This window comes from Streptomyces sp. NPDC005898, assembly GCF_040629635.1.
Lineage (GTDB): Bacteria > Actinomycetota > Actinomycetes > Streptomycetales > Streptomycetaceae > Streptomyces.
This window is the reverse complement of the sequence record NZ_JBEXWC010000017.1, coordinates 23664-38311: the sequence shown is the minus strand read 5'-3', so window position 1 is coordinate 38311 and position 14648 is coordinate 23664. Positions and strand designations below refer to the sequence as shown.

At 74.2% G+C, this 14648-nt stretch carries 11 protein-coding genes; 4 read left to right on the top strand and 7 right to left on the bottom strand.

Annotation, left to right across the window (positions count from 1 at the left end):
- Positions 1-142 precede the first annotated feature (142 nt).
- The 4 genes from ABZ385_RS22310 to ABZ385_RS22295 are packed head-to-tail and all read left to right on the top strand — an operon-like array spanning position 143 to position 4765.
- Positions 143-1294, top strand: coding sequence for a polyprenyl synthetase family protein (locus tag ABZ385_RS22310; RefSeq protein WP_358912811.1), 1152 nt, complete (start codon positions 143-145; stop codon positions 1292-1294).
- Entirely contained in the window at positions 1282-2772 is a 1491-nt protein-coding gene (crtI, locus tag ABZ385_RS22305; protein WP_358586560.1) for a phytoene desaturase family protein, read from the top strand. The genes ABZ385_RS22310 and crtI overlap by 13 nt, the downstream gene beginning before the upstream one ends.
- On the top strand, positions 2769-3761 hold the full coding sequence (locus tag ABZ385_RS22300) for a phytoene/squalene synthase family protein (protein WP_358912809.1): 993 nt from the start codon (positions 2769-2771) through the stop codon (positions 3759-3761). Before crtI ends, ABZ385_RS22300 begins: the two co-directional genes overlap by 4 nt.
- Positions 3758-4765, top strand: a complete 1008-nt coding sequence (locus ABZ385_RS22295) for a DUF5914 domain-containing protein (protein WP_358912807.1) — start codon at positions 3758-3760, stop codon at positions 4763-4765. The genes ABZ385_RS22300 and ABZ385_RS22295 overlap by 4 nt, the downstream gene beginning before the upstream one ends.
- 22 nt (positions 4766-4787) lie before the next feature.
- Here ABZ385_RS22295 and ABZ385_RS22290 read toward each other — a convergent pair whose 3' ends face one another.
- From ABZ385_RS22290 to ABZ385_RS22260, 7 genes are all read right to left on the bottom strand, one after another.
- Entirely contained in the window at positions 4788-6338 is a 1551-nt protein-coding gene (locus ABZ385_RS22290; RefSeq protein WP_358912805.1) for an FAD-dependent oxidoreductase, read from the bottom strand.
- The gene (locus tag ABZ385_RS22285; protein ID WP_358912803.1) at positions 6335-7057 is read right to left on the bottom strand and encodes a class I SAM-dependent methyltransferase; all 723 of its coding nucleotides are present in this window, start codon (positions 7055-7057) and stop codon (positions 6335-6337) included. The genes ABZ385_RS22290 and ABZ385_RS22285 overlap by 4 nt, the downstream gene beginning before the upstream one ends.
- Positions 7054-8289, bottom strand: coding sequence for a lycopene cyclase family protein (locus ABZ385_RS22280; RefSeq protein WP_358912916.1), 1236 nt, complete (start codon positions 8287-8289; stop codon positions 7054-7056). The genes ABZ385_RS22285 and ABZ385_RS22280 overlap by 4 nt, the downstream gene beginning before the upstream one ends.
- Before the next feature lie 127 nt (positions 8290-8416).
- Positions 8417-10105, bottom strand: coding sequence for an ABC transporter family substrate-binding protein (locus ABZ385_RS22275; RefSeq protein ID WP_358912801.1), 1689 nt, complete (start codon positions 10103-10105; stop codon positions 8417-8419).
- Positions 10106-10222: 117 nt separating this feature from the next.
- The gene (locus ABZ385_RS22270; RefSeq protein WP_358912799.1) at positions 10223-12388 is read right to left on the bottom strand and encodes an ABC transporter ATP-binding protein; all 2166 of its coding nucleotides are present in this window, start codon (positions 12386-12388) and stop codon (positions 10223-10225) included.
- Positions 12385-13284, bottom strand: a complete 900-nt coding sequence (locus ABZ385_RS22265) for an ABC transporter permease (RefSeq protein WP_358584423.1) — start codon at positions 13282-13284, stop codon at positions 12385-12387. Before ABZ385_RS22265 ends, ABZ385_RS22270 begins: the two co-directional genes overlap by 4 nt.
- A 1-nt stretch (position 13285) precedes the next feature.
- Entirely contained in the window at positions 13286-14266 is a 981-nt protein-coding gene (locus tag ABZ385_RS22260; protein WP_358912797.1) for an ABC transporter permease, read from the bottom strand.
- Positions 14267-14648 lie beyond the last annotated feature (382 nt).

Here is a 14648-nt window from a genome sequence, read left to right as displayed (position 1 = left end):
ATGAGGCTCACAGCCGTGTGCCGATGGAGTGACGGGCGTCCGACAGATGGTGTGAGCGGCAATACATGAGGGAGCGCATCCGTCCCAGGGCCGTCGGCAGAAGCAGTGGTGGCAGGTCATCCAGAGCGAGAAGAGGCTGTGCATGCTCGGACTTCGGCCGACCACCGCCGAACGGCCCCGACACGTCGACGCGCCCCGTACGGCCGTCGACGCCACCGCGTCGGTGGACACGGTCCTGGCGCAGGTCCTGCGCGAGCGGCTGGACGGGGCGCACCGCACCGACCCCGTCTTCGCCCGCGACCTCGCCGAGCGGGTCTCCGCCTTCGTGCGCCAGGGCGGGAAGCGGCTGCGCACCGCGTTCGCCTGGTGCGGGTGGCGGGCCGCCGGCGGCTCCGGTGACGCCACGGCGGTGCTGCGCACGGGCGCCGCCCTCGAACTCGTCCAGGCCTGCGCGCTCATGCACGACGACGTGATGGACGGCTCCCGCCTGCGCCGGGGCGCGCCCGCCATGCACGTCGAGTTCGAACGCCTGCACAGCGCCACCGCGATGACCGGCCCACCGGAGGGGTTCGCCACGGCCGCCGCCGTGCTCGCCGGTGACATGGCGCTGGCCTGGGCGGACGACTTGCTCACCGAGACGGCGCTGGGCTCCCCGCACGGCACACGGCTCCACCGCCACTGGCGGGAGATGCGCACCGAGATGGTCGCCGGGCAGTACCGCGACATCCACGCCCAGGCGACCGGCGCGTCCGGCCTCGACGAGGCGGTGGCCATCGCCACGCTCAAAAGCGCCCTGTACACGGTCGAACGGCCGCTGGCGCTGGGCGCCTGCCTGGGCGGCGCGGACGACCGCACCCTGCACGCGCTGCGCTCCGCCGGCCGGTGCGCGGGGCTGGCCTTCCAGCTCCGGGACGACCTCGACGGCGCCTTCGGCGACCCGGCCGTGACGGGCAAACCGGCCGACGACGACCTGCGGACGCGCAAGCTCACCTACCTGCTCGCCGTGGCCCTCACGCTCGCCGGGGCCGCCGGGGACAAGGCCGCCGCCCACACCCTCGCCCCCGGCACGGCCGCCCGCCCGCACGACGCCGTGGAGCGCATGCGCGAGGCGCTGCGGCGGACCGGGGCGCAAGCGGCCGTCGAGGCCAAGATCGCCGCACTGGCGACGGCGAGTCTGCGGCACTTCGAGGCGAGCGGCGCCGAGCCCGACGTACGGCGGGAGTTCGCCGCACTGGTCGAGCGCGCCTCGGGCGCCCGCCCCGCCCGCCTCGGGGAGGCGCCGTGCGGACGGTGACCGGGCGCACCGACCACGTGGTCGTCGTCGGCGCCGGGCTCTCCGGGCTCGCCTGCGCCCTGCACCTGCTGGGCTCCGGGCGCCGGGTCACGGTCGTCGAACGGGACGCGGGTCCGGGCGGCCGGGCCGGGCGCGTACGGCTCGGTGGATACCAGCTGGACACCGGCCCCACCGTGCTGACCATGCCGCACCTGGCCGACGAGGCCTTCGCCGCCGTCGGCGACAGCCTGCACCGCCGCGTGGACCTGATCGCCCTGCACCCCGCCTACCGGGCGCACTTCGCGGACGGCACCTCGCTGGACGTCCACACCGACGGCGAGGCGATGGAAGCGGAGGTGCGCCGCTTCGCCGGACCGGCGCAGGCGGCCGGCTACCGCGGGCTGCGGCAGTGGCTCGAACGGCTCTACCGGGCGCAGATGAAGCGTTTCATCGACACGAACTTCGACTCCCCCCTCCAACTGCTCCACCCCGACCTGGCGCGCCTGGCGGCGCTCGGCGGCTTCGGACGGCTGGACAGCCGCATCGGCCGCCACCTCTCCGACCCCCGGCTGCGCCGGGTCTTCTCCTTCCAGGCCCTGTACGCGGGGGTCGCCCCGGCCCGGGCGCTCGCGGCCTACGCCGTGATCGCGTACATGGACACCGTGGCCGGGGTCTGGTTCCCCAAGGGCGGGATGCACGCGCTGCCCCGCGCGATGGCCGACGCCGCCGGCGACGCCGGGGCCGACTTCCGGTGGGGGGCCGAGGTGAGCGCGCTGGAGCGGTCGGCGGGCCGGGTGCGCGCCGTACGGCTGGCCACCGGGGAGCGCATCGCCTGCGACGCGCTCGTCCTGTCCTGCGAACTGTCCACCGCCCACCGGCTCCTGGGCCGGGCCCCGAGGCGCCCGGTGGCACTGCGCCACTCCCCGTCGGCGGTGGTCCTGCACGCGGGCACCGACCAAACCTGGCCCGGCCTGGCCCACCACACCCTCTCCTTCGGCGGGCAGTGGGAGCGGACCTTCGACGAACTGACCCGCACCGGAAAGCTGATGAGCGACCCCTCCCTGCTGATCACCCGGCCCACGACCCACGACCCCACCCTCGCCCCGCCCGGCCGGCACCTCCACTACGTCCTCGCGCCGTGCCCCAACACCGCCGTCGGCCCCTCCGGCGCCACCTGGCGCGACCTGGGCCCGCGCTACCGCGACGACCTGGCCGCCGAACTGGAGCGCCGGGGCCTGGACGGGTTCCGGGCCAGCATCGAGGAGGAACTGCTGGTCACCCCACTGGACTGGGCGGAACAGGGCCACGCGGCGGGCAGCCCCTTCTCCGTCTCGCACACGTTCGCCCAGACCGGCCCCTTCCGGCCCCGCAACCTCGTGCGCGGCCTGGACAACGTCGTCCTCGCCGGCTGCGGGACCACGCCGGGCGTGGGCGTGCCGACCGTCCTCATCAGCGGCAAGCTCGCCGCCGCCCGCTTCCCCGGCCGGGGCCCCCGATGACCCGCCGCGAACTGGACGCGGCGGGGATCACCGACCCCGCCCTGCGCGCCGACTACGCCCGCTGCCGCCTGCTCAACGCCCGCCACGGCCGCACCTACTTCCTCGCCACCCGCCTGCTGCCCCTGGAGCGCCGCTCCGCCGTGCACGCGCTGTACGGCTTCGCCCGCTGGGCGGACGACATCGTCGACGACCTCGACGGGCGCCTGACGCCGGTGGCCCGCGACCGCCTCCTGAAACGGCTGGAGAGCGATCTCGCGCAGGGGCTGCGCACGGGCGCCGGGGACGAGCCGGTGGTCCGCGCCGTCGCCGACACGGCGGCCCGGTACGACATCGAACCCACGCTGTTCTCCGACTTCCTGGCCTCGATGCGCGACGACCTGAGTGTCACGGACTATCCGACCTACGCCGACCTGCGCGCCTACATGCACGGTTCGGCCGCCGTGATCGGCCTGCAGATGCTGCCGGTGCTCGGGACCGTCGTGCCCCGCGAGGAGGCGGCCCCGCACGCGGCGGCCCTCGGCGTGGCGTTCCAGCTCACCAACTTCCTGCGGGACGTGGGCGAGGACCTGGACCGGGGCCGCGTCTATCTGCCGGCCGACCTGCTCGCCGCGCACGGGGTGGACCGCCCGCTGCTGGAGTGGAGCCGGCGCACCGGACGCCGCGATCCGCGCATCCGCGCGGCACTGGTCGCCGCCGAGGCCATGACGAGGGACGTCTACCGGCAGGCGGAGCCGGGCATCGCCATGCTCGATCCACGGGTCCGCCCCTGCATCCGCACCGCGTTCGTCCTCTACGGCGGCATCCTGGACGCCATCGCCCGCCGACGGTACGACGTGCTGCACGGACGGGCGGTCGTCCCACGGGGGCGCCGGGCGGCCACGGCGGCGGCAGGGCTCGTACGTGTCGCCGGCGCGCGGTGGCTCTCACGCGGCGCCGGCCAGGTGCCGAGCGGCCCGACGCGCCCCGCCGGGGAGAGGACCAGGCGGTGAGCGCGGGGCGGGGACGGGCCCGCTGGACGCCGCCGTTGCGCGGCCGCCGGGGCCCGGGCTGGGCGGAACAGGCCCCCACCTGGCAGGAGGCCCGCCCGGCCCTCATCGCGGAGGCGCTGAAGCGGGCCGGCGCCCGCCCCTCGGGGAACTGGTTCGTCGTCGGCGCGTCCCGCGACATCCGGCCCGGTGGCGGCCCGTTCGGCCGGACGGTGGGCGGCGAGGAGGTCGTGCTGTGGCGCTCGGACACCGGGGAGCTGCGGGCCGGCCCCGGCAGCTGCCCGCACCTCGGCGCCCCGCTGCGCGACAGCCGGGTGGTGTGCGGCACGCTGGTGTGCCACTGGCACGGACTGGCCCTGGACGGGACGCCGTTCGCCGGCTGGGAGCCGTACCCCGTCCACGACGACGGGGTGCTGGTGTGGGTGCGGCTGGACGCGGTCGGCGGCGAGGAGCCCTCGCCGCGGCCGCCGGTGCCGGTGCGCCCCGCCCCGGGCCGGGGGATGGACGCCGTCTTCACGGCGGTCGGCCGGTGCGAGCCGCAGGACGTGATCGCCAACCGGCTCGATCCCTGGCACGGCTCCTGGTTCCACCCGTACTCGTTCGTCGACCTGACGGTGGCCCGCGCGCCACGGGGCGAGGACGACGACGCCTTCGTCGTCGACGTCTCCTTCCGGGTGACCGCCCGTCTGGTGGTGCCCGTACGGGCCGAGTTCACGGCGCCGGGCCCCCGTACCGTCGTCATGCGCATCACCGAGGGCGAAGGCACGACCTCCGTGGTCGAGACCCACGCCACGCCGCTGACCGCACCGACGGAACCACGGCCGCGCACCGCGGTGGTCGAGGCGGTCGTCGCCGCCTCCGACCGGCGGGGCTTCGCCCTGGCACGGGCCGCCGCCCCCCTCCTGCGCCCACTGATGCGCCGCACGGCGGGCCGCCTGTGGCGCGACGACCTCGCCTACGCCGAGCGCCGCTGGGCGCTGCGCGACACGGGCCGGTTCCCGGGCTGAGCGCACCCGGCGGCCGGGCGGGTCACCGCGCCGCGAGCGCGCCCAGCGCCCGCAGCGCCGCGGACCGCCCGGCCCTGGGCACCGTCCACAGGACCTGGCCGCGGACCCCGCGCTCGGCGAGCAGGGCGTTGGCGGCGAGGAACCCGGTGGTGGCGGCGCGTTCCATCAGCGCCACGGGAAGGTCGCAGCGCACCGCGTCACCGGCGAGGGCCAGCCACGGATGGGGGCCGCGCACCCGGGGGCGCCGGTGGTAGGAGCCGGTGGGGAACAGCGGGCAGTCGGCGCGCCATTCGTGCCGGGCGTCCACGATCCGGGCGGCGCGGGTCTCGGCGTACACCTCGCGCAGCCGCTCCACCAGCGCGCGCTGCACGCCCTCCCGGTCGGCCCGCTCGTCCACGGCGTAGGCGTGCAGCTCCACCACCGAGCCCCCGGTGCGGGCCGCCCAGCGGGCGGCCTCGTCCTCGTAGCGCTCCAGGACGCTGATGTTGTCCAGCCCGCCGTACCCGCTGGTGCCGAGGAAACCGGCGCGGTCGGCGCGGACCGGCCGGTCGAGCCAGAGCCGGGAGACGAGGAACGGCGGGGCGGTGCGCAGGGCCGCGATGTCCTCGCGCCAGGCCGGGGTGCCGAGCCCGGGCGACGCGGCCACCACCCCGCGCAGCCCGGCGCTGTCCAGGGCGAGGACCACGACGTCGTGGCGGTCCACCGCCCGGCCGGCGCGCACGTCGGCCCCACCGTCGCGCGGATCGACGCCGTGCACGGGCGTGCCGGTGCGGATGTCCGCCCCCAGGCGCTCCAGATAGGCGCCGAGCGGTTCCCACAGGGCTTGCGGGAAGGGCTCGTTCGGCACGTCGAAGAGCAGGCCCTCCGCCGAGCCGAGGAAGTAGATGTGGAACATCAGGATCAGCTCGGCGGCGGACAGTTCGCGCGGGTCGGCGAAGAAGCTGCGCGAGAACACCTCGAAGGCCAGGTGGTGCGCGGCCTCGGGGAAGCCGACCCGGTCCAGGAACGCGGTGGCGCTGACCCCGTCGAAACGTTCGTACACCTCGGGGACGCGCACGTCGAGCAGCGGCAGCGCCGCCCGGGCGTTCATGCCGACGAGGTCCCGCGCGCCGAAGGTGGGGCTGAGGGCGACGAAGCCGAGGGCGCTGAGCGGCGGGGTGCGCGGGATGCGGGCGAAGCTGTCGGTGAGCCCGCCGCTGTGCCGCAGCGGATAGTCGGGCAGGGCGGTGAGCCGTGCGAGGGCGGGGTCCGTGCGCCGCAGGAGGCCGCGCAGGTTGTAGTACTGCCGGAAGAAGGCGTGGAAGCCGCGGCTCATGGTCGCCGTGGAACCGTCCGCCAGGCGGGTGCGCCACCCGGCGAGCCGGCCGCCGAGCGACTCCCCCTGCTCGTAGAGGGTCACGCGGGCGCCGCGCTCCGCCAGCAGGGTGGCCGCGGCCAGCCCGGCGATCCCGCCGCCGACCACGGCCGCGCGCGGCGCGTCGCGGGGCGCGAAACGGCTTGCGCCCGGCGGGGGCAGCAGCGTCTCGGCCTTGCGGTCACGGCCCCGCCGGGCGCCGCTCCGGGACGCGGTCATCGGGCGGTCCCCGGGGCGGCGCCGGCGAGGAAGGTGTGCACGAGGCCCGTCTGCCATCCGGCCACCGGGGCGGCCCGTACGCCGGTGAAGCCGGCCCGGGTCAGCCGCTCGGCGAAGGCCGGCGCGGTGTCGAAGGCGAGGACACTGCGCCACAGGTGACGGTAGAGCGCGCGGTCGCCGCCCAGCGTGCCGGCCGGGATGATCACACCGTGGCAGATCGCGGTCCACAGGGCCCGGTGGGCGGCCGAGCCGCTGAGGCTGTACTCGTGGACGGCGAGCCGCCCGCCGGGCCGCAACAGGCCCCGCACGGACGCGAGGACAGCGTCCGGGTCGCTCACGTTGCGGAACAAATAGGCGGCGAAGACCGCGTCGAACGGGCCGTGGCCCGCCGTCGCCAGTTCCTCGGCGCTCAGGTGCAGGAAGGTCACCCCCGCGGGCCACGTCTTGGCCGCGGCCCGGCGCAGCATCCCCGCCGAGGCGTCGACGGCGGTGATCCGGGCCCGCGGCGCGGCCCGCAGCAGGGCGCGGGTCGAGGTGCCGGTGCCGCAGCCCAGATCCAGGACGTGCAGCCCCGCCCCCTCGTCGGGCAGCCGCAGCCGGCGCGCCGAGCGGAGCAGGTCGGTGCGGTAGCCGGGGTTGAGGGCGGTGAGGAGGTCGTAGGAGCGCGCGGCGTCGTCGAAGGCGTGGGCCAGTTCGCGGTCGCGCAGGAGTGTCGTCAAGGGCTGTCCTCGGGTCGGGGGGCGGCGGCCGGTGCCGGGTGGGAACGGCGTCGCAGGAAGGGGAGCTCGACGGCGGTCCCGAGCATCGGGCCCACCGGGACGCGCAGGCCGATGCCCCAGTCCTCCCACGGCGTGGTGGCGCCGTCGAGGAAGCGCAGCAGCCGGTGCGGCGGTGTGCTGCGGAAGAGGCCCGTGAAGAAGTCGGGGCCGTCGATCCGCCCGGTGTCCAGGGCCCGCAGCAGCACGGCGTCCATGGCCAGGGCGCGCCGCCCGTGTGGCGGGGGCACCCTCGCACGGCCGTCGCGGAGCAGGGAGGCGGCGATGGCCCGGCTCTGCCGTTGCACGGCGGCGAAGGTGTACCCGGTCGCGGGACGCGTGGCGCCGCCCGCGGTCCCGATGCGGAAGACCGACCGTCCGACGCGGCGCGGGAAGCGGGCATCCGTCATCGGGATGACGCCCTGCTCCGCCGCTTCCACGGTGAGCGGACCGAGGCGCAGCGTCGTACGGGTGTAGGCACCGAGCGCCTCTTCGTACGCCGCCGTGGTCAGCGGGGTGCGGGAGAACGCGGTGTACTCCACGAGCGCCCGGTCCGGTGCGAGCGGGAGGACGTAGCCGAAGGCGAGCCCATGCCGGGGCTGCGGCACGCGGAAGTCCATCAGGTCGGCGACCGCCGGGTCGAACCGGTCGCCGGCCGTGCGCACGAACCAGCCCCGGAAGTGCTGGAGCAGCCGGGTGCGCGCCGCGGGCAGGGTGCGCGGGGGGCGGGAGTCGAACACGTGCCGGGCGCCGAGGGTCAGCGTCCGGCCGTCCGGTGTCGTGCAGCGGACCTCTGCGCCGTGCGCCACGTCGCGCACCGCCTCCGCGGTCGCCCGCAGGATCCGTCCGCGCGGGGAGCGGGCGAGCCGGGAGTGCACCAGCTGCTCGAAGGCGGCGGACCGCAGCATGAGGTAGCGCAGCGGGGCCGGGTCGACGGTGACCGGGTGGCCGTCGGCGCCGTGGACGCGCAGCCCGGACCAGGAGGCGCTCACCGCCTCGCCGAAGTCGCCGAGGCCCTGGTCCCAGTAGCACCAGGTGCGTTCGGCGGGCCGCGCCGGGCCCGGCGGCGGCTCCACCACCGTGACCGCGAGCGACCCGGTCCGCGTCAGCTGGTGCGCCAGGCTGAGCCCGGCCGCGCCGCCCCCGACGATGACCACGTCGGCCGTGTCGTCCACCGGCACCCGCCCTCCGTCGATGTCCACGCCGCATCATCTCTTCGGCGCGGGTGCCGTGCGCGGATGCGGCGCGCGGACATCGGGGGTTTTCGCGGGCGGGGACGCCTCGGCTTCACCCTCGGGCGGGAGTTGTGCGGCCGCTTCGGCGTCACGGTCGTGCGCCGACCCAGCCCACCGTCTCCGGCAGCGGGGTGTGGAAGATCGTCGCTCCCACGTTGGCCAGGCCCTTCTTGACGCCGTACGTCGAAGGGCCGCTGTACAGCGGCAGCAGCGCGTGGTCGCGCAGGGCCTTCTGCTCGACCTTGTTCACCGCCGCCGTCTGCCGGCCGGGGTCGGCGATGCCCGTCGTGGCGCGGATCTCCTTGTCCAGCGCCGGGGAGCCGGCCCCGGTGAGGTTGGAGTCGCGGTCCGAGCAGTAGAAGTCGCACAGGTAGCGGGCCCCGAAGGGGTCCATGGAGCGGTTGCCCGAGACGAACAGGTCGAACTTCCGCTCGCTGAGGATGGTGGCGAAGTCGGCCTGGGCGGCCTTCTTGATGGTCAGGCGGACACCGACCGGCTTGAGCATCGCGGCGAACGCGCCGGCGGTCGCCTTGGCCAGCGGGTCGTCGCCCAGCAGCGTGTAACCGACCTCGAGCTTCTTGCCGTCCTTCTCCCGCACGCCGTCGCTCCCGGGCTTCCAGCCCGCCGCGTCGAGTTCCTTCTTCGCCTGGTCGGGGTCGTACTTCAGGACAGCCGCGACGTTGTCCCGGTACCCCTTCTGGAAGCTGTAGAGCACGGCCGAGCCGGGCAGCGGCTCCTTGTAGTCCAGGCCCTGGAACTGGATTTTCGCGATCTGGCCGCGGTCGATGCTCTCCTGGATCGCCTTGCGCACCGCCTTGTCGCCGAGGACGGCCGACCTGGTGTTGAGGTGGAGCGAGTACTCGAAGGGGCTGCCGCCGCTGCGGATCTCGGTGCCCTTGAGCCCCTTCACCTGGTGCAGGCTCTCGGCGTCGCCCACGGGGACGTAGTCGAGTTGGCCGTTCTTGAAGGCGTTGACCGCCGCCGTCGACTCCAGGTTCACGTACACACGCTTGTCGAGCCGGCCCTTCCTGCCCCACCACTTCGGGTTGCGGACGAAGGTGATGTCACCCGAGTGGGAGTCCCACTTGCCGACCGTGTACGGGCCGGCACCCCACTCGGGGTGCGCCTTCTTCACGTATGCCTTGTTGAAGTTGTCGGCCCGCGCCGCCTTCGGGTGCAGGAACGTGGTGAACAGGCTGGGCCAGAAGGGGGTGACGCCCTTGAAGGTGAGGACGGCCTGCTTGTCGTCCTTGCCGCGCACGACATCGGTGATCTGGGCGTAGCCGTCCGGGGACGAGGCCGCGTAGTCCTTGTCGGAGCCGTTGTTGGCCTGCCACGTGGCCTTGATCGCGGTCCAGTCGATGGGTGTCCCGTCGTTGAACACGGCCTTCTTGTTGATCGTCAGCGTGACCTTCTGGCGGCCGCCCTTGACGGACACCCGCACGTCGCTGAAGTAGTCCGGGTTGTACCGCACCTCGCCGGTCGGCGAGAAGGTGATCGCGTTCGCGTTGTACCAGGCCCACACCCGGGACGCCGTCAGCGTGGCGTTCACGTGGAAGGGGTTGCCCTGGTCGTCGAACGTCCCCGCCGTCGTGTAGGTGCCGCCGTCCTTCAGCTTGTCGTACGGGGTCGGGTTGTAGTCGGCGGCCGACGAGGCGGCGGACGGGGTGCCCCTCCCACCGGGGCCCGTGGCGTCACCGGCGGATGACTGGCATGCCGTGGCGGTGACGGAGAGGGCTGCGGTGAGGGCGACGGGCAGGGCCAGTCTTGCGCGCATGGAGAGCGTCCTTGGGTCGAAGAGTCGCGGAGAGGGGGGAAGAGAAGAAGAAGAGAAGGGCAGAGGGAAGCGGGACGGCGGTCGTGGCGGGGAGGGGGTCCGGCGGGTCGGCGCCGGTCACACGGCGTGGCAGGCGTACGCGTGGTCCGGCCGCCCCGGCACCGGCCTGGTCGCGGGGCGCTCCGTGCGGCAGCGCTCCCGTACGCCCTCGTCGGCGAGGCGGTACACCGGGCAGCGGTCGATGAACACGCAGCCCGGCGGCAGGTCCGTGGCGTCGGGCTGCTCGCCCGTCAGGACGATCCGCTCCCGGGCGCGCTCGCGGACCGGGTCGGGTACGGGGACCGCGGAGAGCAGGGCCCGCGTATAGGGATGCTTCGGGTCGCGGAACAGCGTCTCCGTGTCGCCCGTCTCGACGATGTGCCCCAGGTACATCACCGCGATCCGGTCGCACAGGTGGCGGACCACGGCGAGATCGTGCGCGACCATCAGACAGGCGAGCCCCAGCTCACCCTTGAGCCGGTTCAGCAGATTGATCACTCCGGCCTGCACCGAGACGTCCAGGGCGGACAGCGGCTCGTCGAGGGCGAGCAGTCTCGGCTCCGTGGCCAGCGCGCGGGCGATGCCGACGCGTTGGCGCTGGCCCCCCGAGAGCGCGGCCGGGAAGCGGTCGGCCATCGAGGCGTCGAGACCGACGAGCGCCAGCAGCTCCCGGACGCGCGAGCGGATCGCCTCGCGGTCACGGCCCACGGCCCGCAGGGGCTCGGCGAGCAGCTGGTGGACGGGCAGCCGCGGGTCCAGGGCGCCCAACGGGTCCTGCATGACGATCTGCACGTCGTGCCGCAGGGTGCGCCCGCGCCCGCCGGAACCGGCCCGGACGCCGTGCCCGGACCCGGACCCGGACCCGGCCTGAGCGTCGGCGCCCCCGAGTGCGGTGTCCGCGGCCGCCGTCGCGCCGACCTCCCTCCCCGCGATCTCGATCCGGCCGCCCTCCGGCCTGCGCAGCCGCAGGATCTCCAGCAGCGTCGTCGTCTTGCCGCTGCCCGACTCGCCCACCAGGCCCAGCGTCTCTCCGGTACGCAGCTCGAAGCCGACCCCGTTGACCGCGTGCAGCGTGCCGACCCGGCGTTTGATGAACGCCCCCTTGGTGACGGGGAAGGTCTTGACGAGGTCCTCGACGCGCAGCACCACCTCGCCGCGCCCGGCGTGCTCCGGGTCCGTCCGCCGGTCGGGGGGCGTGACCGCCCCGGTGGGATCCAGCGTGCCGGCGGCCGTCTCGGCGGCGCGCAGGCAGGCCACGTCCCCGTGTCCGGCGATCCGGCGCAGCTCCGGTTCCTCGGCGCGGCACGCGTCCAGGGCGACGGCGCACCGGCTCACGAAGGGGCAGCCGCCTTCGAGGTCCGTCGGGGCGGGCGGCTCCCCGCCGATCGCGACGAGGGGGCGGCGGACCCCGCTGTCCACGGTCGGCACCGCGGCCAGCAGCCGCGCGGTGTAGGGCATCGCCGGGCGGCGGAACAGCGCGTGGACGTCCGCCTTCTCCACGAAGCGGCCCGCGTACATGACGGCGACGTCGTCGGCGTGGCCGGCGACGACGCCGAGGTCGTGGGTGATCAGGACGAGGCCGGCGCCGGTCTCCCGCTGCGCGAGGCGCAGCACGTCGAGGATCTGCGCCTGCACGGTGACATCCAGCGCGGTGGTGGGTTCGTCGGCCACGAGCACCCGCGGCCGGTTGGCGATCGCCAGGGCGATGACCACCCGCTGGCGCATGCCGCCGGAGAACTCGTGCGGGAAGGCCGAGGCCCGGTTGCGCGGGTCGGGGATGCCGACGAGGTCGAGCAGTTCGACGGCCTGTTCCCAGGCGGCCTTCCTGCTGAGGTCCTGGTGGACCCGGAGCGCGTCGCGCAGCAGTCTGCCGACGGAGAAGATGGGCGTGAGCGCGGACAGGGGGTCCTGGAAGACCATGCCGATGGACTTGCCCCGTATCCGCGACAGCGCCCGGTCGTCGAGGCCGATCAGCTCCTGACCGTCGAGCCGGACCTGGCCGCGCACGTCGGCGGTCGGCGGCAGCAGACCCATGATGCCCGTCGCGGTGGCCGACTTGCCCGAGCCGGACTCGCCGACGATGCAAAGCGTGCGGCCCGGCAGCAGGTCGAAGCTGACGCCGCGCACCGCTTCGACGGGGCCTGCCTCGGAGGGGAAGGAGATCCGCAGGTCCCGTACGGACAGCACGGGGGCGGCGCCGGTGGGGGAGAGGGGTTCGTCGTACCGGGGGATGGCGAGTGTCATCGTCGGCCTCCCGCCGCGCCGGTGACGGAGGTGGGGTCGAGGGCGTCGCGCAGTCCGTCGCCGATGAAGGTCATGGAGACGGTGAGCAGGACCACGAGGCCCGCGGGGAAGGCGAAGAGCCAGGGGGCGCTGGTGATGGTGGTCGCCCCGTCGGCGAGCATCGTGCCGAGGGAGACGTCCGGTGTCTGGACGCCGAAGCCGAGGAACGACAGGGCCGTCTCGCTGAGCACGGTCGTCACGACGCCGAGTGTCAGGTTGACGATGATCAGGGAGCCGAGGTTGGGGATGATGTGCCGCACGATGATGCCCAGCGGGTGGACGCCCATGAACTGCGCCGCCCGCACGTAGTCCCGTTCGCGCAGCGAGGTCGAGACGGACCAGATGACCCGGGCGGTGGACATCCAGCCGAACACGGTCAGCACGGCGATGAGGGCGCGCCAGTCGCCGGCGAGGTGGTGGGAGACCAGGGCGAGGATGAGGAACGAGGGGACGATCAGCAGGAAGTGGATGACGGCGAGGGTCAGGCTCTGCACGCGGCCGCCGAAGTACGCGGCGCCGGAGCCGATCAGCGTGGCCACGGCGACCGTCAGGACGGACACGCTCACGGCGATCACCAGCGAGCGCCGCAGTCCGTGCACCGCGCAGGCGTAGATGTCGTTGCCGCTCTGGTTGGTGCCGAACCAGTGCAGGTCGCTCGGCGGCCGGGTCAGGGCCGTGAAGTCGGCGTCGGTGTGGGCGTAGGACGTGAACAGGCCGCCGAAGGCGCTGAACAGCAGGAGCAGCGCGAGGATCGCGACGCCGGCGACGGCGAGGCGGTTGCGCAGGAAGCGGCGCAGGAAGAGCCGGCCGCGGCCGAGGTCCGCGCGCGGCCGGGCGGTACTGGTCGCTGTCGCCATGTCAGCTCACCCGCACTCTCGGGTCGAGGAAGACCGTGGCGATGTCCGCGAGGATCGCGCCGATCGCGGTGAGCACCGCGGCGAACGCGGCCGTCGCCACCGTGCCGTGCACGTCGTTCTTCTCGATGGTCTGGATGAAGTAGCGGCCCATGCCGTTCCAGCCGAAGATCGTCTCGGTGATGACGGCGCCGGTGAAGATGGCGGGCACGCTGAACGCCACGGACGCCGCCGTCGGGATGAGCGCCGCGCGCAGGGCGTGCCCGCGGACGGCCTGGCCGCGGGTGAGGCCGGTGGCCTGGGCCGTGCGCACGAAGTCGGCGTTGATCGTGTCGAGCAGCAGGGAACGCTGGGTGAGGTGGTAGCCCACGTATCCCATCAGGGTCAGGGTGAGCGTCGGCAGGATCAGGTGGAGGAGGCGGTCGCCGATCGTCGGGAGCACTCCTTCGACGTCGGGTGAGTTCTCTCCGGCCACATAGAGGAAGCCGAGGCCGACGTGCTCCTTGAGCCAGATGGCGCCGAGGACCACGGCGAGCGCGGCGACCGGTGTCGGGATGTTGAGGACCGCGATGGACACGGCCTGCGAGACACGGTCGGCGGTGCCGTACTGGCGGGACGCGGTGTGGACGGCGAGCGCGACACCGACCACGACGGACAGCACGGTCGCGATGACGACCAACTCGGCGCTGACGAGGGCGCGGTGGCCCACCTCGCCGTTGACGGAGACGCCGGTGGGGGAGCTGCCCCAGTCGAAGTGGAGGACCACCGAGGTGAGCCAGTGCCACCACCGCTGCGCCAGCGGCTCCCCGGGGTCGAGGTGGTAGGGGGCGAGGGCCCGGGCTATCTGCGCCTCGCTGCGGACGGGCCGCGCCTCCGTGTAGTTGGCGCGCGGGTCCAGGAACCAACTGGCCAGGAAGTACGTGGCGTTGGTGGCCACCGCGATCATCAGGAGCCACCCCGCCGCCTTGCGCGTCACATGGCGCATGGCGTCGACCACCTCCCCGCCCCATGTGTGAGGTGCGCCGGGACGGCGCCGGGAAGACAGGTCGCGTACATGCGTGTCGGGCTTTCTGCGGGCGTACGGGTACGGGAGGGTGCCGCGGAAGGGCGGCTGTCAGCAGCTTGATCCGTATTAGGTGGCCACGCCAGCGATCGGCCGGTTCCGCCATGAGCCCGCAATGCCGCCGTAGAGATCGCAACACCGCCGTAGCAAAAGATCACCGGGTGTCGGTGTGGTTCCTGGGGTTAGACGTAGGTCAGACGTACGAACCAGAGGAGTGCAGATGAGCCGCCCGCGTCACCAGGCCGACGAGTGTCCACCGGGTCCGGCCCGCCGCCCGGCCGCGCGTCCGGGCACGTGAACAGGA

What these genes read in the sequence shown, in the direction of transcription:
- ABZ385_RS22310 (WP_358912811.1), top strand. Translation starts at nt 143, where the DNA reads ATGCTCGGACTTCGGCCGACCACCGCCGAACGGCCCCGACACGTCGAC.
- ABZ385_RS22300 (WP_358912809.1), top strand. Translation starts at nt 2,769, where the DNA reads ATGACCCGCCGCGAACTGGACGCGGCGGGGATCACCGACCCCGCCCTG.
- ABZ385_RS22290 (WP_358912805.1), bottom strand. Translation starts at nt 6,338, where the DNA reads ATGACCGCGTCCCGGAGCGGCGCCCGGCGGGGCCGTGACCGCAAGGCC.
- ABZ385_RS22275 (WP_358912801.1), bottom strand. Translation starts at nt 10,105, where the DNA reads ATGCGCGCAAGACTGGCCCTGCCCGTCGCCCTCACCGCAGCCCTCTCC.
- ABZ385_RS22270 (WP_358912799.1), bottom strand. Translation starts at nt 12,388, where the DNA reads ATGACACTCGCCATCCCCCGGTACGACGAACCCCTCTCCCCCACCGGC.
- ABZ385_RS22265 (WP_358584423.1), bottom strand. Translation starts at nt 13,284, where the DNA reads ATGGCGACAGCGACCAGTACCGCCCGGCCGCGCGCGGACCTCGGCCGC.
- ABZ385_RS22260 (WP_358912797.1), bottom strand. Translation starts at nt 14,266, where the DNA reads ATGCGCCATGTGACGCGCAAGGCGGCGGGGTGGCTCCTGATGATCGCG.